The organism is Saltatorellus ferox, assembly GCA_007751475.1.
GTDB lineage: Bacteria > Planctomycetota > UBA1135 > UBA1135.
Window position 1 is genome coordinate 7301588 of sequence record CP036434.1, and the last position, 25551, is coordinate 7327138.

Here is a 25551-nt window from a genome sequence, read left to right on the forward strand (position 1 = left end):
TGTTACCCTCTTCGCATGCTGAAACCGCTTGCGAAAGACGCGCTTCGATGGCGCCTCGACCCTGAAACACTCGAGTTCGGAACCACGGCCGAGGTCGAACCCGTCATTGGATTCGCCGGCCAGGACACGGCCGTCGACGCCCTGCGCTTCGGCATTGAATGTGCTGCCCCCGAGCAGAACGTGTTCGTCCGGGGTCAGACCGGCCTCGGGCGCATGAGCATCATCACGCGTTTGCTCGAGGAGATTCGGCCCGATTGCAACGACCTCTTCGACTATGCCTACGTCCACGACTTCAAGGAGCCGGATCACCCGAAGCTATTGAAGCTTCCGCCGGGGCGAGGAAAGGTCCTTCACTCGTTGGTCCACGACGTGGCACGTTTCATCCGCGAGGAGCTCCCGAAGACGCTCACCGGAGAGGCCATTCAGACCCAGCGTGAGGCCATCGAAACGGAGACCAACGCGAAGATCGCCGAGATCACGAAACCCTTCGAGGCCGATCTTCGCGAAGCAGGGATGGCCATGGTTCAACAGGGCCAGCCGCCCGCCGTCCAGACGCACATCGTGCCACTCTTCGACGGCAAGCCCCTCGGGGGCGCCGAACTTGCGCAGCTTCTGGGCGAGGAGAAGATCACCCAGGAGCAAATCTCCGAGTGGGAGACGAAGCAGGCGGAATTCGCCAAGCGCTTCGGCGGCATCGGACGTGAGATCCAGCGCATGCGCGTCGAGACGGGCAAACGCATGCTGTCCCTCATCGAGGACTCGACCCGCGAGCTCGTCGAGGACGCCGTGGCCCCCATCCGCAAGGACTTTGCGGAGCCCGCCGTGCAGCGCTTCGTCGATAGCCTCATCGACGATGTCATCGAGAACCTCGGACGCGAGCATCCCCCGGGCTTCCACCCTGCGGATCTCTACGACGTCAACGTGATCCTGGAGTCCACCTGCGCGGAGCGCGCACCGGTCGTCATCGAGACCTCACCGTCGCTGAGCCGACTCCTGGGCTCCGTCGAGACCGGCTGGTCTCCCCAGGGTCCGACGCGCGGTGACTTCAGGCGCATCAGCGCCGGTTCGATCCTGAAGGCCAGTGGCGGCTACCTCGTGATGGAAGCGCGCGACCTCCTGACCGAACCGGGCGCATGGCGCGTGCTCGTGCGGACGCTGCGCAACAAGGAGCTGGAGATCGTCCCCCAGGAACTCAGCACGCCGTACTTCCGCACGTCGATCAAGCCGGAGCCGATCCCTATTTCGCTGCGCGTGATCCTGATCGGTGACGCGGGCACCTACTACATGCTCGATCGCGCCGATCCGGACTTCGGCCAGCTGTTCAAGGTGCTGGCCGACTTCGAGTCGGAGATCGACCGCGACGCAGAAGGCCTTCGACAGTACGCGAGCGTCATCGCCAAGATAGCGGCGAACGAGGACTTGCCGCCGTTCGACCGAAGCGCGGTCGCGGCTCTCGCCGAGCACGGCGCGAGAATCGCGGCGCGCCGGGACAAGCTGACGGCCCGCTTCGGGCGCATCGCCGATATCGCGCGGGAAGCTGTCTACGTCGCGCATCAGCGCGAACGGAACGGCGCAGCGCGCGGCGCGATCACCGGAGACGACATCCGCGAAACCGTGAGGCGCACGAAAGCCCGCGCGAACCTGCCCTCCCGCCGTTTCCATGCGATGATCGCGAACGGCACGATCATCATCGAGACGGACGGAGCCACGGTCGGCCAGGTGAACGGGCTCGCCGTCATCAAGGCGGGCATGCTGACCTACGGTTTCCCAGCGCGTATCACGGCGACGATTGCCCCGGGCAACGCGGGCATCATCGATATCGAGAGCAGCGCGTCGCTGTCGGGCCAGATCCATACCAAGGGCTTCCAGATCCTCGGCGGCCTGCTGCGCTATCTGCTGCGCGCCGACCACGCGATGGCGTTCAGCGCGAGCCTCGCGTTCGAGCAGAGCTACGGCGGCATCGACGGCGACTCGGCTTCGGGCGCGGAGATCTGCTGCCTGCTCTCCGCCCTGACCGGCGTGCCGCTGCGCCAGGACGTCGCGATGACGGGCGCGATCGACCAGCACGGTCGCATCCAGGCCATCGGCGGCGTGAACGAGAAGATCGAGGGCTTCTTCGATACGTGCGAGGCCCTCGGCACCAGCGGCCACGGCGGCGTCATCATCCCCGCTTCGAACGCGGGCGATCTGATGCTGCGCCACGACGTCGTCGAGGCCTGCGCAGAAGGCCGCTTTCATGTCTGGGCCGTGAAGACCGTCCACGAAGCGCTGGAGGTGTTCACGGGGATGGAAGCCGGCAGCCCGGACGAGGAGGGCCGCTACCCGGAGGCGACGCTGCTCGGCATCGCCCAGTCGAAGGCGCGGCACTTCTGGGAGCGTTCGCTGACGTCACCGACGGCGTACGCGCGGGCCATGGCCCAGCTCGAAGGTTCCGCCCAGGCGGGGGGCGACGTGGAGGCGTGACTGCGCACCCGGGACGCGCCATGGGGCGCGTCCCGGAGGGTCATTCCTCACCGACCACGAAGTCCCCGTAGATCGGGTCGAAGTAGTGGCCGCCGTCCTCGAAGTCCGGGTTCCAGAGCTTCTTGCCCGACTCATCTTCCCGGTAGAGGAACGGCGACCGCTCGAGGCGCTCCCGGTGCCAGCGACCGTCCGCGCCCGAGGGGATCTCGACCCCGGCACCGTAGATCATCAGGCCGCCTTCGCCGACGACCTCGAACTCGGGGTCGATCGTGCGGTACTCGTGGCTGACGTTCAGCGTCTTGTGACCGATCTCGTGGGCGATCGTCTTGAACCGGTTGGCGCCTGCTGTGAGGTTCGAGATCGTGATCACGCCCCGCAGGCGACGGGGAATCTCGCGGCCGTGGATATACGGCGGAAACGACAGCCCGCTGGTCGGAGTCACCGTGGGGACGAGATCATTCCCTGCTCCGCTACTCGCGAAGAAGGGATAGAAGACGTCCTGGAGCACCACGAGATAGAGGGTCCGGTCGTTCGCTTCGTCCCGCGGAACGAGCGACTCGAACGCCGCTCTCGCGCCCGCGCTCAGGGGCCTCGGGTGACGCTGGAAGTTCGTGTACATTCCGGCGTGTTTCGAGCCGGGCCCCGTGAGAAGGTCGGTGGAGGTGATCGAAAGATGCTGATCCGGAACCGGGCCGGTCTTGACCCAGAGCAGGCGGATCTGGACACCGACCGCGCCGAAGATCTCCTTGGCCGAGCGAATGCCGTCGAGCATCTGCGGGACGCTCACGAGGTCGAAGCCGGGGTCCAGATTGCTCGGGATGACGATGGCCACATCCATCGTGAGGGGGCCAGGGACGAGGTCCGCGTTGATGCGGAGGACGGCGTCGCGCTCGATCTCCACGAGGTCGAGCGGCTCGATGAAGTCGGGCGAAGTCCCGCGCGTTCCGCCATGCGCCGGGGCCGAGCGGCAGCCATGGGAAACGGCCGCGAGCGCCAGCGTGGCCGCGAGCACCACCATAGGCCCGGCCTCGAAACTCCGCGCGCGCAACGCTAGCGATCCTCGCGGCGGGGTGCTTCGATCGACGCTCCCTGGGCCCGCGCGAACGCGAGGGCCGGGTGATCGTCCTCGAGCTGTTCGAAGTAGAAGACCTCGCCTTCGGCGTACTGGCCCTCCAGCTTCAGCGCAAGCTCGCGCATGCCCTCACAGAACATCGCGTAGTCCTCGCCTTCGCGGAGGGTCTTCACGATCAGCACCTGGGCTCCCCCTTCGAAGGGCGCCTCCCAGCCCGTGGGCGCGTCTGGCCCGAAGTGGAAGACCGAGCCCGCTTCCATGACCTTGCGGTTACCGCTGGAGCAAAGAACCCAGCGCCCGCTCACGGTATAGACCATGCTCTCGGTGGGATGGGGGTGCTCGGCGAGGAACATGCCGTGCTCCAGGCGCAGGGTGAACGCGCGCAGATCGCTCCCGAAGAGGAGCGGCGCGAAGTGGCCCTCGTGGGTGAACGTGCTGCTCTCCGCGCGCGCCGCGGCCGCCACGTCGTCGATGACCTCGACCCCGGGGCCGAGCTGCGTGTAGGCGGGCGAGTCGGGTGTTGCCGCCACGAGTTCAGGCTTCACCCTTTCCAGGGCGCCCATTTGCTGAGAGGGACCATGGCCGTGGCCATGGTCGGCGCTGTGCTCGCCGCCGTGAGGGTGGCCGTGTTCCGCATCGGACATCGAACTGGACGTGTCCGTATCCCCGCTGCAGGCGGCGACCATGAGGCTGCAGATTGCGGCCCGCGTGAAGGTTCTGAACATCGAGGTAGTCTACCCGCAAAACGAGTCGGCAGCTCCGCGGTCGCCTGACGCGCAAACCGAGAAGCCCGACTACTTCGCCGTCGCCTGGAGCACGACGGTCATGCCGTCCACCAGGTCGAAGGGCTCCGGGGGCGCGAACGTCCAGAAGGGATTCTCCGGTAGCTCGAGGCGAATCGTCTCGGGCTCGACCGCCAGCGACACGCTGATGCCGATGCAAGTCGAGGCATCGCCGGTGAAGCTTGTGACACCGAACAGCTGCTCTCCCGTCGCCTGGCTGATCATCTTTACGTTGGCCCAGAAGTCGAAGGGCAGGGCGATCGGCTTGCCTTCCTGGCCCGCCCGGGCCTCATGAACCTCGACCTCGAACCGCAGGTTCGGAAGGGGCTCCGGAGCGACGAGGCACTCCTGGCCTGAGCGGACGACGAAGTCATAGGCGGCGAGCGGAGGCAGGTCGCCGGCCCCCAGGGAATAGACGTCCATCCGATACGTTCCCGGAATGATCGGGTGACGCCCATCGAGCGCCTCCGCGACCATGCGGTTGTAGGGGAAGTAGTAGCGATCCTTCGGGTTCATCGCAGCCGTCGTGATCGAGACGATGCACATGTCTGCGTCGTAGCCCTCCGGCAGGCGCAGCGTCAGCCAGCCGGGCTCCTCCAGGCGCAGGTCCACGTTGGTGACCTTTCCGGCGTGTACCTCACAGGGGGCGTGCGACCCCAGGGGACTCACCGTGACGAGGTACTCGCCGGGGACGAGCCCCTTCTTCTCGAAGAGCCGCACCCCATCCGGTGCTCCCTCTCCGGGGCGCATGGTGCGCTCACGGATCCAGGGCCAGCGCGCGCCCGGCTCGGCCCGGCGCAACACCGTGACCTCGAGACCCGCCTCGGCCCCGAGCGCCATCACCTCGTCGGAGCCGGAGACATGCAGGCGAATGCTGCCCAGGTGCTGGTCCGCGAAGCCCCGTGTCAGATTCACCTCGACGGACTCCCCGGCTTCGATCTTGAACTGGGTGGTCCCGGAGACCTCCTCGGCGTCGTGGGTCGTCCCGCGCGCCACGCGCACGCGGTACTCGCCGCGGGAGAGCCCCGCGAACAGGATCGGCGCGCGGTCCACGACCGGCTTGACCTGCAGCGTCCCGCTATGAAGGGATTCGAGGATGACGTGCAGCGGTACGACCGGCCTGCCGGTGCTCGGGTCCAGCGCACCGGGCCCATCGTGAAGAACCCGGAGGCTGGCTTCGTCCACGAGCTGAACCTCGACCTCCAGATCGTCCGGCCCCACGGGGAAGGCGCGCCAGGCCCGACCGGGAGCGCCGATCCAGACGCTCTCCTTCCGAACGAGGCGAGGCAGCAAAAACGGAAGCTGGCAGTCGCTATTCCGCTCGACCCGTACGCTCGCGTCGCCCCACCACTCCTCCTTCGGAACCGTCGGCTCATCGCGCGCGCTCATGACGATCTCGATGGGCACGCGCTGGCCAAGCGGCATCGACTCCGCCCACACCAGCGTGGCCCCGGGCACGGGCTCGAGGTTCAAAAGGAGCTCCGCAGCACCACCGGGGGTTTCGTCGAGCGAAGTCGGCCGGAACACGAACCCGGCGAGATGAATGTCGGCGAACTCTTCGTGAGTGGAGGGGCGCCCGTGGACCTCGACCACGCCTTCGGTCGCTGAGGTCATCTTGATGGTCTGCATCGCACGGGTCGCCGGTGTGGCTCCCCAGAGAAGGTTGCCCTCGAATCCGGCCTCGCGATCCGAGAGCCATCGATCGCCGTGCACCAGGACCGCGACCTTGACGAGATCCTTCTCTTCCATGCTCGCTTCCATCTCGACGCGTCCCTCGATCTCGAGGGCGCTCGACTCGGCAAGCTCCTGCGGCGACTCCGCGATCGACACCACCGCCGATCGCTCCGCGCCAGCGGCCGGGAGAGCATCGACTTCGGTCGCGTCCGCGGCGGCGGTCGCCGTCGCGGTCGCCGAGGGCGACACGAGCGCGGGCCCGTCGTCCGGCGCCACCTGCCCCGTCCCCGAAAAGAGCACGACCCCGATCGCAGCCGCCAGCAGAACGGCCGAAATTCCGAGACCTGGCCACACCTTTCCCCCGACGTCTGCTTCCATGAGCCCAGCGTAGCTCGCGCCCCTGCATGCGACTTCTCCAGCCCGGGGTTCTTCTCGCCTGTCCGTTTCAGCGTCGTCCCGATGCTCTTCCTCGCCTTCACTTGACTGCTCGCCTTCCCCTCCAACGGTGGACGTCCCTTGGGCCCATGCCAGAGCGCGAGTGTCGACAGCGACGTGACCCAGGCGGGAGGCCGGGAAGCCGTGCCCGCGCCCCTGAATCCCCTCGGCCGTCCCACGACGGCACGGAACTTGAAGCCTTCCCCTTCTTCCGCCTCCCTGACCTTCTAACCAACCTCCAGGCCCATGCTCGCACTTCGCAATGCCGCTCTCGCCCTCGCGCTACTCTCCGCACTGTGTGGCGCGGCTTCCGCACAGCACACGGTCTACGTCGACGCCATCAGCGGCAGCGATAGCAACCCCGGGACGAGCCTGGCGGCCCCCTTCCGAACCCTGACACGCGCCGCGCAAGCGAATCCTTTCAGGGTCTTCGTCCAGCCGGGACGCTACGACTCGGCACTGGGCGAGGTGTTCCCGATCTCGGTTCCCGCGGAGAGCACGTGGAACGCCACGTCCGCCGTCGTCGACCCGGGCCCCACGGCAGACGGCTTCGTCCTCTCGCCAGGCCTGTTCAACCCGGTGTTCCTCGGCGGATTTCGCTTCGAGAATGCGGGACGCGCCATCGTCGCCACGACGTACACGGCGAGGATCGATGGGTGCGAGTTCGATGGATGCGGCGTCGCGGTAGACGCAGTCTCACCCGTGGCCCCCTCTTCGGTGCAGGAGGTACAGATCCTTCGCGCGGAGATCCAGAACTGCAACATCGGCATTCGCTCGCGGGGTGCCGAGAGTCTCTCCGTCCGTGGCACCGCCATTCAGGACTGCCAGGTCGGTATCGAAATGGATCCGGCCAGCCAGCGCGACCGACGGGTGAACGCGGACGTCACCATCACCGCATGCGAGGTCGGTATTCGGGTGCGAACTGGCCAGCTCACGGCACCGCTGGCTGGGTCGGGAGCCGTTCGAATCGCGGTGGCGGGCCTGGTGGCGAAGAGCTCGATCGGGCTCGACGTCGACGCCGGAACCCTGGAAGCGCTCCAGCTTTCGGTGCTGAATGCCACCGTCGTGAACTGCAGGGCAGGGATTCGGGTGCAGGGCCTCCTGAACAGCCAGTCGGAGTTCAGCGAGCTGATCCTTGACCGGAACCTGCAGGACGCACCGCTCGGGCTCGGCGGAACGGCGATCACCCGTTCCATCGCGACCGGCGGAACCCTCAGCGGCCCGGGCGTCTCGACCGCTGATCCCCTGTTCGTCGACCCGGCCGTTGGCGACTATCAACTCCGCTGGAACAGTCCCGCCATCGACGGCGGCAGAATCAGCGGCGTCGACGGCGACTACGACACGGAGGCGCGCTGGGACATGGGCGCGTACGAGTTCCTCACGCTCTCCGGGCCCTACGAAACGCCCATTGGTTCCACCGCCACCTACGAGGTACGCGGCGAGCCTGGCTCGACGGTGATCGTCGCCCTCAATCGAAGCTTCGACTCGAGCGGGTATCCGACCCAGTACGGTTACTACCTCGCGGGCCGATCGAATCCGACCCGCGAGATCGTGCTTCAGATTCCGACGAACGCGACGCGAGCCACGTTCCAGATCCCGATCCCGAACGACACCGGCCTCATCGGTCGAACGTGGAGACTCCAGGCGCTGGTCACGTCGAGTTCGAGCCCTGCGGGCGCAGCGTTCACCAACCTGGGGCTGGCGTTCATCCAGTAGCCGTTCGAGTCAGTCAGCTCTAGTGCCCTGAATTAGTGGCGCCCGTCGACGATTCCCCCGGCATTCACACGAGGGACTTGGTCGGCCCGCCTTCCGGCAGGAAAAGCACGCCGCTGGCTCGTGCACGCTCGGCGGCGACGCCCGCCTCGGGAAGAAGAGTGAGCGTCGCTTCGAGCCCGGCTTCTCCACTGCCACGTCCCGGGTCGCGAGAACTTTCGATTCGCTGTAGCTCGCCCCGAGTTCCAACTGGACCCGATAGTCGCCTGGCAAAAGAGAGTCCCTGACGACCTCATTCGTGCGCGCCAGCCGGACCTCACTGACCTGCTGCAATGAATCGACGCGATAGAGCCGGAGATTGGCCCCCGCGGCACGGCTCCATCCACCTTGGCGGTGAGCGATTTCGTCCGTGAGACCCGGGGATGGCCCACCTGATAGACGTTCCCCTGCAGACCCAGAACCTCCACGCCTGACAGCGCTGAGCCCGGGACCCTTTCGACCACCTTCACTTCCATGGAGATCCCGCTCTTCTCACACGTTCGTGGCTCCCCCGGGTACCGTGCCCCGCGCCGCCCGGGTCAGTTGCAGCCGGTTCGCAGGCAGACCGCCGAAGCCGACGGACCGTAGTCGTTGGTGCACGCCAACGTGATGGTCTTCCGGAAGCATCCGATCTGCGAGTACATGAAGACCGCCAGCGGATGGATCGACTCGTAGATCTTCACGGTGAAGACCCAGTATTCGAACACCTGGGTGCACCTCTGACGCATCCAGTAGAAGGTCTGGCACGTCCCGCACTCGCCGTCGTCGAGGTCGTAATTCATGGTCGTGGTTGCGGTGCTGCTCACGCTTCCGTTCGCCCCCACTCCCTGGAAAGCGACCGACACTCCCCCGGTTTCGGTGCGCGTGAACACCGCGGTCCCGTCATTGCCCGCCGTGCCGCAAACCCGACTAACCTCCTCGGGCCACACGTTGCAGGCCGGCTGCCCTACCGGGCCAGCGTCCGGGCAGGTCGGGAAGCTCGCAATCTCCGGGAAGCTGCAGGCTCCCGAGAAACTTGGCTGGGGCTCATCCCTCTGCGCCGGGGAACAGTCGACACCATCGCCATCCGTCTCGGAAGACGGCCCGTCGTCGCTGCCGCCAGCCAGCAGGGGGAACTTCGTGTGGATCTGCATCGCGAGGATCGGCTGGGTCTCCGACAGCAGAACCAGGTCGACGGGCTGGTCGATCACGTCCGGATCGTTGCAGCGGAGTCTGAAGGCGAGGTCGTACGAAGTCGGGTCGAAGTCCGCCTGGTTGAATGCACCGAAGGCGGAGACGTCCTCCTGGGTGAGGAGCATGCCCGCATGTGCTTGGAAGACGAAGGGCGGGGGAGCCGTGGAGCTGCCACCGTCCTGAGCGCCGACGAGGCGCCAGCGATCGTGGTACGGCTCCGGAGTGAACCGCAGCTGCGTCGAGTCGATCGTGACCGATCTCGCCAGGGGCTGGTCTCGTTCCAGGTCCCGGAACCCGAGTCGATCCGAACCGGTACGGACTCACGGCCTTGCTCGAAACCACGGACAAGCGGCCCACCCCAACGTGAGCAGGAAGCTGCCGCTCGAAAGCTCGCTACCAGAGAAGGTTGTCGCAGGCCTGCGCGCCCATGTCTCCCGCGGTCAGCCGGCCGTCGTGCAGGCGGTACGTCAGGTAGCAGGTCATCGCGTGCCCTTCGCTGTGGCACAGGTCGACCCAGATCGCGTCCGAGGTCCCGTCCCGCAGGGTCACGTCCTTCACGATCGCCACCGCGCGATACTGATCGCGGCTCTTCCGAAGGGCGGCGACGAGCCTCACCACGACCTCGGAGGCATCGACCTCATCGCCGAGGGATCCCATGGTCTTCGTGCCATCGATCCGTACGCCGATGAAGAACGGACGCAGCTCCCCGGTGGATTCCAGGGTGGTCTCTCCCGTCTCCAGCGCCGCGCCTACGAGGGAGTCCAGATCCTGCTGTGCCTCTTCGGAGGCTTGATCGCGCCAAGAGCTCATGGCGGAGAGAGTAATTCGCAGGGCGCGGCAGAGCACAGTCCCTCGACGGGTTACCTCAGTATGTCCGAAAGAACCGGCTCCATCGCGGCCATCCAGGCGTGCCGACCCTCCTCAGTGATGTGCAGGCTATCGCGACCCAGCGTTGGGCGCGGCTGGCCTTCCTCGTCAACGAAGACACCAGACAGATCGAGGTAGTGCACCTGATCGCCGAGCGCCGTCCACGCAGCCACGATCCCCTGGAACGGCTCGTTCCCCGTATGGGACGCGGCGTGGATGTTGTTGACGCCGATTTGCAGGACGATCACACGCGGACGGCGGCCGTCTAGCGAGCCTTCGGCGAGGCTCACGCCGATCGCGACCGGGATCTGGGCGATCCTGGACGCGAACGACTGAGGTCCGTCGCGCTCGTTCCAGTCATTGTCAGAATTGGAACTGGTCGACCAGGCTATTGAGACGATCTGCCATGGCCGCGAGATCGTTCGCCGCGAGATCGGCCTCGCTGGCCGACGTGGTCGCAGCACGGACAGCCTGAGCCACGCTCTGGACCGAACTTGCGATGCTCGACGATCCTTCAGCAGCGCGGGACACGTTGCGGGACATCTCCTGAGCCGTCGCGGACTGTTGCTCGGTCGCCGATGCAATCGTCGTCTGAACTTCGTTGATCCGCCCGATCGTGCTGGATATCTCGGCAATGGCTAGCGTGACGCCATCGGTACTCGACTGAATCGCCTCGATCTTCGAGGCGATGCTCGACGTAGCCGCGGCCGTCTCCCCCGCGAGGCTCTTGACCTCGTTGGCCACCACGGAGAATCCACGCCCGCTTTCGCCCGCACGCGCCGCTTCGATTGACGCATTGAGGGCCAGCAGATTGGTCTGTCCCGCAATGGTGGAGATCAACTTGACGACTTCGCCAATCTCTCGGCTGCTGGTGCCCAGATCCCGCACGCGCTCCTCCGTCGTGCGAGCGAGCTCCACGGCGCCCGAAGCGTAACTGGCTGCCTCGGCTGCACTGCGGGCGATCTCCCTCACGCTTACCGAGAACTCCTCGGTGGCCGAAGCGACGCTCCCAACCACATCGGTAACGTCCTCGCTGGAGCCCGCGGCCACGTCCGCCTGGCTGCTCGCACTCGTAGCAGAGTCCCCGAGCTCCCGGCTCATCGCGAGCAGCTGTGTCGAAGAGGACGCCAGGGCTCGCGAACTTTCGGCGATGGTTGAAAGGCTCCCCGCCAGCCCCGAGGTCAAACGATTGAGGCTTTGGGAGATCCGCCCACAGGCATCGTCTCCCTCGAGAACCTCCTGGGGCCGTAGATCGCCCCCAGCGAGGGTAGATACCGTGCCGAGTACTCGCTCGGCGCGCTCTGCAAGCTCCACGGCAGCCGCCCGCTCCTGCTCAACCCGCTCGCGCTCTTGCCTCTCGCTCGCCAGTTTCGCGGTGATGCATTCCCAGCTCGCCATCGGGCCCAAATACTCGCCAGCCTCGTTGTGGAGAGCGGCTATGGTCAGCTCCAGCGTCTCGCGACCAGACACCACCGTCGCCCGATAGGGCAGCGCCTTGGCGGTCGAGAGATCGACTCCTGGGTCGATCCGAATCACCTGGCGCAGGCTGGCACCTTCGAGCCTTCCGAGCGACATCCCGATGGAAGCCATCGCGGCCTTCGCGGCAGGGTTCACGTAGCGTACCTGCCCTGACCGATCGGCAAAGATCATGGGCGCCGAGGCACACTCGACCATCGGGCGGTAGCGCTCGATGATCGCACGCGACTCGGCGATCTCGTTCCAATCAACATGTTCAGACCCAAGCGCAACGCGCAAACCCTCGAGGGTCGACGCAAGCGATCGCGCCATGTCGGCAAGCTCGTCCTTGCCCGATGTATCCGGCAGGACGGAAAGATCACCGCTCGCCATCGCATCGATGATCTCCGCATTCTCGAACAGTGGTTCGGTAATGGAGCGCGTCATCAGGACGGAGATCGCGATGGCGATGGCGATGCCAACGAGTAGTGAACCACCGATGATCCGGCGCGCCGATGCCTCAACGCCCGCCACCAAGGCGGCCTCGGACTCGACCGTCCCGTCCGCCTTCTCTTCCACGAGGCTGAGTCTCTCGATCAGCTCCTGCGCGTCCGCTTCGAAGCGGACCATGGCCGCGTTGTGCGACTCCACCGCGTCCACGAACTCTTCTGTGATCTTCGTATCGTCCTTGAGCAGCCTCTCGTAAGCCTGCCTCATCGTTTGACCCTGGAAGCCCGGCGTGACCGAAGGCAAATCGAACCACCCTGTCGCCAGCATCTCCAGCGCCGTCTCACGCTGCGCATTCTGCGCCTCCGCAATCAGCTCACGGGCCTTCGCCGGTGTCACCTGGCCTGACTCGAGCTGTGCCATGCGATAGAGCCTCTTCAGAAACTCGATGTTCGACTCCATGCCCCCATCGGCCACGGACCAGATCCCCTTGAGGTCACCGTTCCAGGAGATCTCTCGATCGGGCGAGTTCTCGAGCGCTTCGACAGCCGAGTCGCCACGTTCTTCCACCTCGTCGCTCAGGGCAACGAAGGTCGCCGTGTGCTCGTCCAGCCGATCCTTGGCGCCTAGGAAATCGTCGTGAACCTCGAGCAACCCATCGAGGCTCTCGCATGACCGGTCGTACTGCTGCTCGAGCGACTCGATCAGTTCATCCGGAAGAAGATTGGCTCCCTTCATTCGCTCCATCGCTCCCGCCGTGGCCTCCCGCGCCGTGGCAAGTCGCGCCATTTCCACCTCGCGATCCGCCCCAGCCAGGATGTTGCGAGCCACGATGATCTGGGCTTCTATCTCGATGTTCGACTCCATGGCGCCGTCAGCGGCGTCCCAAGCAGAGCCCAAGATGTAGTCCAGTCGGTGCGAGACCTGGCTGAGGCCAATCCAGCCGGCGGTGGCGCAGGCCACCATGAGCAGGATGATAAGGCCGTAGCCTGAACCGATTTTTTTGGGAAAGACGCATGATGACTGGGGGAAAGTAGCCATCGCTATCTTTCGAGGCGGGACGCCCAGAAGCTTGAGACCGACTCGCATGGCGATCGCGTGGATCCCACGTCATTTTCCGCACTCCTACGTGGCCGCCCAATGACACCGGTTTCACGTCCCTCGCAGCGGCGGCGCTGCCTCCCGCCCCTACCCCCCTTCCGGTGTGAAGGCGCGACTGCGCGGCTGGAACTGCTTCCCCCTGGGAGATTCCAGGGCGAAGCTGCGGCCCGGTACGACGTCGAGCACGAGCTGGGTGCGCTTCCGCGGCCCGTACTGCGCGCTACCGATCGAGACCTCGGTACCACCGACTTTCCCGAGCCACATGCCCTGGGGGCCGACCCGAAACTCACCTTTCGGATAGCACATGAGCGAGGTGCCGTCGCAGCAGCCACCTGACGGATGGAACAGGAGGGGCCCGTGGGTCGCCTCTAGGAGTCTGCGCCACAGAATGCGGTTTCGCGAGTGCCGTCAGGATTCGCGCTCGCAAGGCGCGCCGGACCCCCCATGGTTGGATGCCATTGGGGTTTGGCGCAACGCCGCGGGCGTGGATCCCGGCTGTGCTCGCGGAATCGCATTCTGTGGCGCAGACTCCTAGCCCGCATTATTCACGAGATGGTGCCACCAGTGCGTCCAAACCGCGCTGTGGCAAGGAAGACGACCGAACGGAAGCGGAGGCGGGCCTGTAGGCCCGTTGAGCATTCCGTGAGGGAGCCCGCGAAGCGGGCGGAAGCCGCAGGCTTCCGTCTGACGCAGCCACAGCGTGGTTTGGACGTGCTGGTGGTGCCAGCTCGTGAATAATGCGGGCTAGGCCTATAGCAAGCGCTGATTGCTGGCGGGTGGGACGATAAGTGGAGCGGAGGCCTGGCAGTGCGGGGTGCGAGTTCTTTCCTACCGAGGAAATGATGATGGTCCAGCGCGCGAAACGCAGGCTCATTCGATCGTTACTGGTATCGGATTGCTGTAGGCCCCGCCTGCTGGCGCGCTCGGGGAGCGGGTCAGCGCCTGCAGGCCAAGCGTCCTTCCAACGAGGGTCGGGTCGGTGAAGGCCGGCAGCGTCACAGTTTCCGGGCCGCCCCCCGTCGTCAGGACGGGTACCAATCGATAGGCGCCGGGCGGCGACAAGAAGAAGCGTCCGAAGATCGTGGTGTTGCCGAAGGCGGCGAACCCCATTGGCGCGACCACCACCGTCGCGAACCCTCCTGCAGGTCCTGTCACGCCCAGATCGGTGGCGACTCCCAGCGCAACCTGCGTGGGCCCGATGAGCGTGCAATGCTCGAACGCACCGAGATCAGGCGCGCCCTCGAGGTCGAGGTTGCCGTCCATCACTCGCGGCACTCCACGCACGTCGACAGACGTGGATACGGAATCGCCCCGATCGATGGCCAAGGAGTCGAAGCGCAACGAGAAGTCACCGCTAGCCGAGTCGACGAAGCCTGGATCGCCCGTGAACTTGATGTTGCCTGCACCCGCGCTCGGTCCACTTCCGTCGGCCACCAGCGTAGTGGCAAGAGCTCCCGAACCGGCCCAGTCCCCCAACGAGTTTCCCGCGACGATGGAGTTCCTGACGATCAACTGATACGGCGTTCCGACATCCAGGCCGTGGCCGTCGTTGGCGGCGATCGTCGAGCCTTCGATCGTCACATCAACGGGCGAAAGTACCGAGGACCAATTCCCGACGAACAGCCCGTCGCCACGCCCTTGCGCGATCAGGCAGTCGCGGACCGTCAGGTAGAGAAGTGTAGAAGTCGCTGTATTCGAGACCCTTAGCCCAGCTTGCTGGCAGTCCGTGATCACACAGCGCTCGAGGCTAACGTCCACCACAGCGCTATCGTAGAAACCTGCGGCCCCGATACCGATGCGGGCCCCTTCGATCCGCGAGTCCTGCAGAACGAGGTTTCCGTACGAGTGCCAGCTTAGCGCGAAGCCGACCTGACCTCGAAACGTACAACGGTCGAACGTGGCGCTGCCACCTATCGTATCCACGTTGGCACCGGGCCCAATGAACTCCACGGCCCGAAAACGAACCGGAGCGCTGCCCGCAGCATCCGTGACTCGAATGGCCTCACTCGCGATCGACCCCGAGGGCTTCGTGATTCGCAACCCTTCGCAGGAGCTGCTCATCTCGAAGACCATCCGACGGCTCGTGGCGCTTCCGCCAAGCTCCAAGCGAGTGTCCGTTGCGTCGCCAAGCGCCACGATCGAGGTATGCGCCTGTACGGTCAGCGGAAAGCTCTCGCCGGACTGCTGGCTGTAGATCCCCGGCTGAAGGAAGATCGTGAAGTCACCAGATGCCTGGTCGACGGCATGTCGAAGGGTTCGCCAGGGCGACGCCTCCGTCCCGGGCCCGGAGTTGCTTCCAAGGACGGGGTCCACCCAGACCTGATGTTGCCCGTAGACAATGGCGGAGGACGTAGATGCGAGGAGCCACGCGGCTCGAAGGAGAATGCGAGAGTTCATGAAGTTCTGATGGGCAAGGGGTGTCGGAAAGAACACCCGCTGGTCGAGGCGCCTGTAGGGAAGTGCAGCCGCCGTCCATCAGCTTACCAAGCCGAAGAAACGGATGGGGACTCCAAGCGGGGTGTCGATGCCGCCCCCGCCTTGGACTGTGGCCTGATTCGTTGCCACCACCCTTGCTCCCCGGCCACGCGGGAGCGCCCGAGCCGCCATCGGGCCCTTCGCTGAGCCGAACTCGCCCGATTTCGCCCCCTCCGATGAGCACCACCGGTTCGCTTCACCACGACCTGCAGCCAGCACCCTCCCCAAGAGTGCTGGCTGATCTTGTTTCATCGAACACGATGGCCCGCGCGCCGCTCTTCCGCAGCTTTCTACTTCCCGAAGTCCAGCCGCCCCGTGAAGTAGACACGGCCGAGGCGGCATCAGTATTCGGACCTCGAGCTCTGCCGGTGGGGAACGACTCGGCCCCGGCGATGACGGGGCTCCCCCACCGAGCGAATCGGATGACCTCCTCGCTGCCGCTCTCACCCCCTCCAGCACCTTCCGCGCTGTCTCCGGATCTGTGATCACGGAGATCATGTGCCTGCGCCCGCGGCAGCGCGGGCGCTTGAGAACATCTTCCGAAAACAACCGCTTCAGAAGATCTGCCCAGCGGATGTATCTCTGGTCCTTCGACCGCTCCTCCGCACTCTTCGAGCCGTCTTCATCGGCGACGTCCACATCCTTCGGCTCCTTCCGAACCACGGGACGCGGCACCACCAGATCACGCAATGATGAGGCCGGGGCCAGCACTCCCTGATACGTCAGCTGATGCTCGCGCGGATGCGGCGCGAGCGCCGCCAGTCGAGCCATGAACTGGTACGGCGTCATGACGAAGCCCTTGGTCCCATCACGCCAGGCCTTGCGCAGCAGCCACGAGACCATCCCATCGGGACGGACATCGAAGCGTTCCAGACTGATGGCGGGTCTTGTCACGTAGCGGCAGAGCTTCTCCAGTTGCGCCCGCTGACCCTTCCGGATCAGCGTCGCCGCATGCAACGAGAACCCGTCAGCGTTCACCACCAGTGGAGGCGGCACGTACTGACTCCCCCAACCCGACGACTGGAACGCAAGGCCGAGATCAGGGTCGATTAGGCGCTTCAACGGCTGCCCAGCACCAGCACCGAAAGGCACCAGCGACTTCACCGAGGCAGACGAACTGGAGCGCTGGACGGTCAACGTCGAGTTCCTGGAGGAGGGGATGCCCGCGGACTGGTCGCTAGATGGCCAGAAGGGCCTCGAGCGCTTGACCGAGGTCGTGGTGGCCGGAACGCTTCGGAGAGACGAGGCCGGCAACCTGCGTCTGGAAGCCGAGCGGATGTCCGTGCAGTAGGTGACGCGATCGAGCGCATCCGTCGTGTGCTGAAGCACTACTCCATCGACCCAATCGCACTCGGTCTGCTCCTACGCAAAGGCGACGCCCCCCCTTGGGAGTACGCGGACGGGGGCGCAGATGAGTCACCGCTGCTCGACTTCGGGGATGCGCGTGAGGGTTCTTGCTTCCCGGGCCTGAAGGCTCCTCGGTGAAGTTGCGGGTGACTTTCGGTCTTTGTGTCGGGCAGCCGTTATAGCGCCTCATCGACCCTGATCTCGCCAGGGCGTTCCCATCGTCGGGTAGACGGGTCGATCCCTACCGACTGGTCTGAAGCGCCGGGGTCTTCCCGGGGGCGGCCTCTTTGCCCTTGGGCAGCTCGATATGTGCCTCGATTCGGGTGTGGGCGCCAGGTTCGATCGTGATCAACTGTGGTTCACGCCTGGGGTGGAAGGTGATCCTCAGCTTCGAGATGTGCGCCGGTAGACTCTCCCGCCTCAGGGGCTCCGCGGGATTCCAGTCGCCCCAGTGAAAGCCGTGCAGGAAGTCCATCGGCGCATCGAGGGCGCCTGGCTCGCCGACGAGCCAGACGGTCGGGAAGTTCCTTGCGGGTACCTCGGCCCCGGCCCACTCGGCGGCGTTGCTGGCCACCAGCTCGAACGAAGTGAGTGAGATGCGGTAGATCCCGTCGTCGCGGACCCGCTGGGAATCGAGGATGTGCGGCTTCCGGCCGGACCAGTCGCGCTCGAAGCGGGCGAAGAGGAAGCCGACGGGTTCCGGGTCGCCGGGAGCGGTCTTGAAGCGCCCTTCCGGATCGCAGAAACGCCAGGGCCCATGGGGTCCGAAGTAGATCTTCGTTCCGAGCGAGCCGTAGAGCGGGAGCGCAGCAAGCTCCTCGCCCGCGTGGCCCTCGCAGATCACCTGGCCCTCGACGGGGTGGCTGCTGCGCCAGACCGAGATCCCATGGGATCTCGGTCTGGGTGTCGGGTTGGACCTCGATCAGAAGCTCGGCGAAGGGAGTCCCGAGGCCTTCCGGGCGGCTTCCCAGGGAAGCCGGTCCCAGGGTGCGCGCGTTCATCTGGTCGACCCACGCCTGGGTGCCAGTCGCATAGAGGCCCGGCGTCAAGCCGCGGATCACGGCCACTCGCTCGCTCGGGGCCTGATTCGAATCCGGATTCTCGCTCTCCACGATGGCCGGCACGGGCCGCCCGTTTTCGGTTCTGGCAGAAATGGGCGGCGCATCGATCGGAACGCCTGTGATCCGGATCTTCCCGAGAGCCGTCGCGGACCGAAGGGTCATCGGGTCGGAGGCGAGGAGTTCGTCGGCGCTGATCTCGATCCACTCGCTCTTGCCGCTCGCGGTCAGTCCCTGGGCCCAGCACTTCCACGACTGACCCTCCTTCCAGGGGAGCGGGACCGTCAGCCCGGCGGCATCGGTCTCGAGCTCGAGAGTGATCCCTTCGGGTTGTTTCAGCATCAGCGACGTGGCCATGGGGCGGCCTTCACCGTCGAGCAAGCGCAGGCGCCGGCTGGAGGCCGGTTCCATCTCGATCGTTCGACCCGCGAGGGGGGAGCCCCCGTCCAGGAACTTGACCGCATAGCCTGCGACGGCGATCCAGCGCCGCCTCTTCTCCGCGTTCTCCTGGGCGTCCGTGAACCAGGAGTGAACGACGAGGCGGCCGTCCACGGCCTCGGCGCGGAGGTCGCTCCGCACCCCGCGCCAGGTGGGTTCCACGAGGTCGTCCTCGCCGAGATCGCCGGGGCTTCGAAGTCTTTGCTCGTGGAAGAACGTCGGGCCATGGATCGGCGCCCCGGTGCGAGCATCGATGAGGCGGAGTTCCACCTCTCGTTCGCCCACGCCCACCTCCAAGAGCTGATCGTTCCGGCCCAGCGGGACCGTGGCCAGGAAGTCACCGGCGGCCACGTTCTTCGCAGCCACACCGTCGATGGAGACAGCGTCGATCAGGAGACGAGGCGAGCTCATGCAGATCGTCATGCTTCCTTCTCCGGAGGGGAGCATGGCCCGGCCCCGCTCGTCGGTCCGCACGAACCATCCCGTCTCCGCCGCTTCGCGTTGCCAGCCGATGGGAAAGGCACGGTTCACGACGGGGGAGCCGTCGCTCGAGGACCGGAACGTGATGGAGCGCGCGGGTCCCTCTACCTGGATCCAGCGATCCTCTCCTGCGAGGATCAGGTCCGCTCCCATGCGGCCGTCCGGAGTCATCACCGTCGCGGTGACCGAATACGCGAGGGGGAAGCGAACCTGACCGTTCTCATCCGTCGGTCCGATCAGGCGGGGTCGGTCCTCAGGGCCGGGCCCGGGCCGGTTCCCGGTCAGCTCCCGGGTGAGCGGCCGATGGAGCCAGCAGGTGGCGCCCGCGATCGGGCGCTGGCTCCCGTCGATCACCGTCACGCGGATCTCGTTCCTGGGAGTCAGCTCCAGGATCCCGAGGTCGACGACGTCACGACGTGCCAGCTCATCGACCCATCCATCCAGTGGGAACGTCCGTGTGAGGAAATCCGGATGGGACACGACCAGTTCGATCGCGTCCTTCGGGATGACCTCGATCCCGATGGCGCCGTCCAGCGGGGAGGCCGTCGCCTGTCCTCCATCGGCGACGCGGACGCGCGCGGCCACGGCGGTTCCTGAGGTGCTGGAGAGGATTCGAGCCATCAGGGTGATGGGCTGCTTCAGTGGTGCAAGGGAACTCGGCGCGGCCGTGCCGATTTCAGAACCGAGGGCGATGGTGGGGGATCCGCCAAGGGGCACTCGATCCGGCGTCTCCGGTTGCGTCGTCGCGAGGAGGTCGACTCCCGAGGCCGCGCCTCTGGAGCGGCCCATGGCGACCGTGTCGTGCACGGGCTCGACCTCGGCCACCGGTCTCGAATAGACCCAGGCCGCGCCGACGAGAGCAGCGGCCACGAGGGCGAGCACGGCGGGCTTCAGGAAGAGCGCGGCGAGCCACGACGACGCGCTCACTGCCGCAGGAGCCGCGTGCACGATGGCGGTGGAGCTAGTGCGATCCAGAGCGGCCAGCGGAACCAGCGCGGCGAGCCATCGCTCGCGCGCTTCGTCGCCTCCCCCCGAGGAACGATCGAGCTCCTCGCGCAAGAGCTCGAGCCCGCGACGTAGGCGAGACCTCATCGTAGGCAGGGGCGTGCCGCTGGCGGACGCGATGGAGGCGGCGGACATTCCGTCCTGGTAGCGCAGGACCAGCGGCGTTCGGTAGGTGTCCGGTAGTGCGGCGAGCGCCTTGTGGAGAAGCTGCTGCCGTTCAAGTCGCTCGGCGATGGCGTCAGGGGACGCGGCGGGCCCGGGAGTACTTCCCATGGAGCTCGCCTCACCCAGGAGAGCCGGGCCCTGGACTCTCCTGCGATCGATGGACCGTCGCCGCAGCGTGGTCGCGAGCCACGCCCGAAGGCGCGACGGGCCCAGGGCGGCGAGTTCGCCTCCCGCACGCCTCGGCGGGCGAGTGCTTTCGCCCTCGTGGCGTGCCTGCGTCAGGGCGGACGCGAGCGTTTCCTGGACGAGGTCCTCGGCCGCGTGCTCATCGGACACGAGCGCGCGCGCGAGACGAGCGAGGAAGGGGACCTGCTGTTCGAGGGAGTTCGCGAGGCCGCTGGTGGAGTGTTCGTGCATGTCGAGGGTCGCCGGGGGACTGCCTGGGCCCCGCAAGACGATACGCCACGCGGTCTTGATGATCGAAACCGAGAGAAGTGCCAGTGACCTCAGATGCGCGCCTGGAGCATGTAGAGCCGGTGGGCGATCACAAGGGTCGTGCGACCCGCGAGGACGTTCAAGGGGAGATGACGGACGGCTTCAAAGAGACCAAGCGTACTGGCTACGGCGACTTCTGAGCGCCCAATCGAGCGCGGCGCGCCGCAGCGCGAGCCCACGCTGCGGGGCGATCGCCAAAGCACTCGGTGATGGCGTCCACACCGATCACCGTGCCTTTGGCGAGACGCCCTAGAAGCGCGATCGGGAGCGGTTGCCCGTCCTCCTTCCGGATGATGTAGCCGTTCTCGTCCGTCTCGACTCCGAGATGGTTGTCGACCGCTGCCATGAGTCCGTCCTCCAGCATGCCCTTGATGAGGGGTGAAGAGACTCTCTTGACCTTCGGGTCATCGAGCACCGAGTCGATCATCGTCGTCGCGGTGAATTGAGCCTCGCCTTTCCGAAGGGTCCACCCGTCGATCGAGCACTCAATCGCGGGATCTTCGAGTGTGTCGAGCGTGAGCACGCCCGCTTCACAGAGCGCCAGCAGCTGCTGATGGCTCTCAACGGGCGGCCCGAAGGAGAAACGCTTCATCCGTTCATCCAGCTCGATGATCGCGGAGAAGACGTCGGCCGGCAGTGCCCCGTGGGAGAACGCGCGGCGGAAGAGGGTGTGGCACTGCCGCCAGACCTGACCGGCGCAGTAGTCCAGCGTGACGTCGCGTACGCCTGTCGCCATCCCGATGAAGATGTCGAGTGCATCCTCAGGAGGCATGTTGCGGTCCATGATGCACCCGTGCTGGATGGTCGAGTCGAGCAGCCAGCGCTCCACGAGCTCGGAGACCGATTCGAGGGTGAGATCGCCGCAGCGAACGGGCCGCTCAAGCTCTTTGAACCGTCGCGCGATCACCGGGGCCATGGTGCGGGTCAGGAAGCGCACGCCCTTTGCCGTCGACTGGGCGGTCTGGTCCGATAGCAAGGACTCGAGCTGCTCCAGCTCTTCATCCTCCGGTCGATATTGCCTATCGATCTTCGCATTCAGCGGCTTGGCACCCATGGTCATCCCGTCCAGGGAGAACGGTGCCACGACCAGGGTTGGGCCCTTCAGTGCGTAGGTCTGCCGGCGGGTGTATCCGTCCACGAGCGTGAAAGTTCCGTGCTGCTCAGCGAGCGCCCGCACCGCATCGATCATGGCCAGACCGTAGCCCCTCACCGCTACGCGCCTGTCCCCGGCGAGACCGGTCTCGCCCGTGTACTGCGATACCGGATACGGATCGCTATACAGCGTGAGTCCACTGACGCGCGCCACCGTCTCTTTCCACTCCGCCAGCTGCTCATCGGGCTCAGTGGGCTGATGTCCAACGGTCAGCAATACCTCGTCAAACACCTGGGTCTCACCGTCGTTCGTTCGCACTTTGCAGGCGCCGTCCCGGTAGAAAACCCGTTCCACGCACGATTGAACGAGTCTGGCGATGCCCGCCGCGCGGAGGGGTTCTGCCAGCGTCTGGAACCGCTCATGCATGTACTGTCCGACCTTCCGTCTGGAGGGGAACTGATCAGGGCGAGCTGCGGGCCACGCCTCTGGTTCAAAGCCGGCCCATGTGTGATAGTCCGGGAAGCCGGGTACGACGACTCCGGAGTACGTCATCTCTTCGCGGGCCTCAAGGAGGAGGGCTCGTTCCGTCAAGTTGACCCAGTTGGAGGCTTCTCCCTCCAGCGAGTAGACCGGCCCACTTCCAGGGAAGTCCGACGCCTCAAAGAGCGTGATGCGAGCTGGACGAGCGTCCGCTCTACGGGCGAGCTCGCCCATCAGGCGCTGGAAGGCGTAGCCGCCCCGCGGGCCGATGCCGATGATCGCATATTGGATCACGGTCCGTTCTGGCTGAGGAGGGGGGGGGGAGTCTGCACACATGATACTGGTGTCCTATCGCCCTAGCATAACTACGTGAGGCGACGATACAGACGATCCCGCCCCGTTTCGTCAAGCATGGCTCAGAGCCTCTCCTCTCGCTCCCAGTGGCGGTGCTTCTTCGCGTGTTCGATGAAGGAATCCGTGTCAGAGCCTTCGATGGTGACGACTGCTTCGTCCTCCGCAAGGGCCGGACCAAGGCCAGCTTTGTCCAGCAGTCTGATTCCTGGTTTCGTCAAACCGATGACCTTCAGGTGGACGAACGCGTCGCGCACCCAGTCGATGGCAGCCGGTTGATCCAGGAGTTTCTCGATCGAATCCGGACCGGGGGCCACGACGACCGCATCGAAAAGGACCGAGGGAGCTCCTGCCAGGAAGTGGTCGGTCGCGACATCCTTGCCGCGATCTGTCTCGATCGTTCCTGGCGTCAGCCCGACGATGGCGATCTGCGCATCCTCTGCCTTGGCCGCCTTCTTGAGGGCGTTGTGAACGCGCGATGGGAAGCCATCCGTTACGAGCAAGGCGATCGTCTTTCCAGCCAGCGAGTCAGGGGCCTTTTGAACCTGTGACAGGGCCGGCGACGGCTCCATGTCGAAGGGCTTCACCGCGGGTCTCGCTGGTTGGACCTTGCCGGCCATCCCGAGCTTCTCCGCAACGCCACGGCAGAGAGGGTCGGCCACGACGGCTAGATGGCCCAGCATCCGCTCACGGATCTCGGTGCTTTCACACTTGCCCAGCTCGAACCCGAAGGCCGCCACAATGTGGCGCTGCTCCGGCTCCGTCATCGACTTCCAGAATAGACGCGCCTGGGAGTAGTGATCGGCGAAGCTCTCGGGTCGCTGCCGAAGCTTCAACCCCTCCTCGTGAGCCTCCACGGACTTGAAACCGGCTTCCGGATTCTCGCGGCGGTGCTCTGAGTCGAGGCTGCTCGGATCGTACGAAACGCGGCCCTTGGGCACGCTCTGCTGCATATTCCCGTCGCGCTGGAAGTTCCCCATCGGGCACTTTGGTCGATTGATCGGGATCTGGTGGAAGTTCGGTCCACCCAATCGAGTGAGCTGCGTGTCAAGGTATGAGTGGAGTCGCCCCTGCAGCAGCGGATCGTTGGAGAAATCGATGCCCGGCACGAGGTGCGAAGGGCAGAAAGCGACCTGCTCCGTCTCTGCGAAGAAGTTGTCCACGTTGCGGTCGAGCACCATGCGGCCGAGCGGTCGAAGCGGCACGATCTCTTCGGGGATCAGCTTGGTCGGGTCGAGCACGTCGAAGTCGAACTTCTCGGCCTCTTTTGCCGTGAACGCTTGAACGGAAAGCTCCCACTCGGGGCACACTCCGTTCTCGATGGCATCCCAGAGGTCCCGTCGGTGGAAGTCGGGGTCGGCGCCGGCAATCTTGACGGCCTCGTCCCAGGTAAGCGAGAAGGTGCCGAGCGACGGACGCCAGTGGAACTTCACGAACGTCGACTTACCCTTCGCGTCGACCATTCGGAACGTGTGAACTCCGAACCCTTCCATCATGCGGAAGGAGCGAGGGATCGCGCGGTCTGACATCGCCCACATGAGCATGTGGACTGATTCAGGGGTCAAGGACACGAAGTCCCAGAAGGTGTCGTGCGACGGATAGGACTTCCAAGCGGGGTGTCGACACGCCAGTCACCGTAGCCTGAGGCCCGATTCTTTGCTATCCCCATCCTCACCGTCCACGCGGGAGCGCCCGAGCGGCCAGCGGCCTCTTCGGTGAGCGGAAATCGCCCGATTTCCCCCTCTCCGAACGGCACCGCTGGTTCACTTCACCACGACCTGCAGCCAGCACCCTCCCCAAGAGTGCTGGCTGATCTTGTTTCATCGAACACGATGGCCCGCGCGCCGCTCTTCCGCAGCTTTCTACTTCCCGAAGTCCAGCCGCCCCGTGAAGTAGACACGGCCGAGGCGGCATCGGTATTCGGACCTCGAGCTTTGCCGGTGGGGAACGACTCGGGCCCGGCGATGACGGGGCTCCCCCACCGAGCGAATCGGATGACCTCCTCGCTGCCGCTCTCACCCCCTCCAGCACCTTCCGCGCTGTCTCCGGATCTGTGATCACGGAGATCATGTGCCTGCGCCCGCGGCAGCGCGGGCGCTTGAGAACATCTTCCGAAAACACCCGCTTCAGAAGATCTGCCCAGCGGATGTACCTCTGATCCTTCGACGGCTCCCCCGCACTCTTCGCGGCGTCTTCATCGGCGACGTCCACCTCCTTCGGCTCCTTCCGAACCACCGGACGCGGCACCACCAGATCACGCAATGATGAGGCCGGGGCCAGCACTCCCTGATACGTCAGCTGATGCTCGCGCGGATGCGGCGCGAGCGCCGCCAGTCGAGCCATGAACTCATGCGGCGTCATGACGAAGCCCTTGGTCCCATCACGCCAGGCCTTGCGCAGCAGCCACGAGACCATCCCATCGGGACGGACATCGAAGCGTTCCAGACTGATGGCGGGTCTGGTCACGTAGCGGCAGAGCTTCTCCAGTTGCGCCCGCTGGCCCTTCCGGATCAGCGCACGCAACGAGAACCCGTCAGCGTTCACCACCAGTGGAGGCGGCACGTACTGACTCCCCCAACCCGACGACTGAAACGTAAGGCCGAGATCAGGTTCGATGAGGCGCTTCAGCGGGCGGCCTGCGACCTCGCCCAACGGAATCAGCGACTTCACCGATGCCGCTTTCAGGCCTGGGAAGAAGGAACCCTCACGCGCATCCCCGAAGTCGAGCAGCGGTGACTCATCCGCGCCCCCGTCCGCGATTTCCCAAGGGGGGTCGTCGCCTTTGCGTAGGGGCAGGCCGAGTGAGATTGGGTCGAGGGAGAAGCGCTTCAGCACCCGACGGATGCGCTCGATCGCGTCACCGTGTACACGCTCGACCTCCGCCGACGTGAGAGGATCTGCGGGCAGAAAGACGGGAGACTCGAAAGCGCTGCGCGTGACTTA

Annotated in this window: 16 protein-coding genes; 2 read left to right on the forward strand and 14 right to left on the reverse strand. The window is 65.6% G+C overall.

The features are described 5' to 3' along the window. Positions 1 to 15 precede the first annotated feature (15 nt). Positions 16 to 2463: a Lon protease family protein gene (locus tag Poly30_RS26490; protein ID WP_145204996.1), complete on the forward strand. Its 2448-nt coding sequence runs from the start codon at positions 16 to 18 to the stop codon at positions 2461 to 2463. Positions 2464 to 2503: 40 nt separating this feature from the next. Here Poly30_RS26490 and Poly30_RS26495 read toward each other — a convergent pair whose 3' ends face one another. From Poly30_RS26495 to Poly30_RS26505, 3 genes are all read right to left on the reverse strand, one after another. Then, positions 2504 to 3511, reverse strand: a complete 1008-nt coding sequence (locus tag Poly30_RS26495; RefSeq protein ID WP_145204999.1) for a hypothetical protein — start codon at positions 3509 to 3511, stop codon at positions 2504 to 2506. Between the two features lie 2 nt (positions 3512 to 3513). Continuing rightward, positions 3514 to 4260 (reverse strand): cupin domain-containing protein, encoded by a 747-nt coding sequence (locus Poly30_RS26500; RefSeq protein WP_145205002.1) that lies wholly within the window; start codon positions 4258 to 4260, stop codon positions 3514 to 3516. 69 nt (positions 4261 to 4329) lie between these two features. Beyond that, positions 4330 to 6369 (reverse strand): hypothetical protein, encoded by a 2040-nt coding sequence (locus tag Poly30_RS26505; RefSeq protein ID WP_145205005.1) that lies wholly within the window; start codon positions 6367 to 6369, stop codon positions 4330 to 4332. A gap of 303 nt (positions 6370 to 6672) precedes the next feature. On the opposite strand from Poly30_RS26505, the gene Poly30_RS26510 reads away from it, so the two are divergent. Next, positions 6673 to 8142 carry a DUF1565 domain-containing protein gene (locus Poly30_RS26510; RefSeq protein ID WP_145205008.1) on the forward strand — a complete coding sequence of 490 codons (1470 nt, stop codon included), beginning with the start codon at positions 6673 to 6675 and terminating at the stop codon, positions 8140 to 8142. A gap of 575 nt (positions 8143 to 8717) precedes the next feature. Here Poly30_RS26510 and Poly30_RS26515 read toward each other — a convergent pair. The 11 genes from Poly30_RS26515 to Poly30_RS26565 form a co-directional block, all read right to left on the reverse strand. Next, on the reverse strand, positions 8718 to 9476 hold the full coding sequence (locus tag Poly30_RS26515; RefSeq protein WP_145205011.1) for a hypothetical protein: 759 nt from the start codon (positions 9474 to 9476) through the stop codon (positions 8718 to 8720). A 268-nt stretch (positions 9477 to 9744) separates the two neighbouring features. After that, positions 9745 to 10161, reverse strand: coding sequence for a hypothetical protein (locus Poly30_RS26520; RefSeq protein ID WP_145205014.1), 417 nt, complete (start codon positions 10159 to 10161; stop codon positions 9745 to 9747). Between the two features lie 50 nt (positions 10162 to 10211). Then, on the reverse strand, positions 10212 to 10508 hold the full coding sequence (locus tag Poly30_RS26525; RefSeq protein WP_145205017.1) for an SGNH/GDSL hydrolase family protein: 297 nt from the start codon (positions 10506 to 10508) through the stop codon (positions 10212 to 10214). 73 nt (positions 10509 to 10581) lie between these two features. Further along, positions 10582 to 13086 (reverse strand): methyl-accepting chemotaxis protein, encoded by a 2505-nt coding sequence (locus Poly30_RS26530; protein WP_419190701.1) that lies wholly within the window; start codon positions 13084 to 13086, stop codon positions 10582 to 10584. A gap of 222 nt (positions 13087 to 13308) precedes the next feature. Continuing rightward, the gene (locus Poly30_RS26535; protein WP_145205023.1) at positions 13309 to 13611 is read right to left on the reverse strand and encodes a DUF779 domain-containing protein; all 303 of its coding nucleotides are present in this window, start codon (positions 13609 to 13611) and stop codon (positions 13309 to 13311) included. A gap of 480 nt (positions 13612 to 14091) precedes the next feature. After that, entirely contained in the window at positions 14092 to 15618 is a 1527-nt protein-coding gene (locus Poly30_RS26540; RefSeq protein WP_145205026.1) for a right-handed parallel beta-helix repeat-containing protein, read from the reverse strand. A gap of 78 nt (positions 15619 to 15696) precedes the next feature. Next, the gene (locus Poly30_RS26545; RefSeq protein WP_145205029.1) at positions 15697 to 17025 is read right to left on the reverse strand and encodes a transposase; all 1329 of its coding nucleotides are present in this window, start codon (positions 17023 to 17025) and stop codon (positions 15697 to 15699) included. A 377-nt stretch (positions 17026 to 17402) separates the two neighbouring features. Beyond that, complete coding sequence (locus Poly30_RS26550) at positions 17403 to 20606, reverse strand: sigma-70 family RNA polymerase sigma factor (RefSeq protein WP_145205032.1); 3204 nt, start codon at positions 20604 to 20606, stop codon at positions 17403 to 17405. Positions 20607 to 20808: 202 nt separating this feature from the next. Further along, positions 20809 to 22551, reverse strand: coding sequence for an FAD/NAD(P)-binding protein (locus tag Poly30_RS26555; RefSeq protein ID WP_419190702.1), 1743 nt, complete (start codon positions 22549 to 22551; stop codon positions 20809 to 20811). 122 nt (positions 22552 to 22673) lie between these two features. Then, positions 22674 to 24239 carry a catalase gene (locus Poly30_RS26560; protein WP_419191390.1) on the reverse strand — a complete coding sequence of 522 codons (1566 nt, stop codon included), beginning with the start codon at positions 24237 to 24239 and terminating at the stop codon, positions 22674 to 22676. A gap of 40 nt (positions 24240 to 24279) precedes the next feature. Continuing rightward, positions 24280 to 25443, reverse strand: a complete 1164-nt coding sequence (locus tag Poly30_RS26565) for a transposase (RefSeq protein ID WP_419190703.1) — start codon at positions 25441 to 25443, stop codon at positions 24280 to 24282. Positions 25444 to 25551 lie beyond the last annotated feature (108 nt).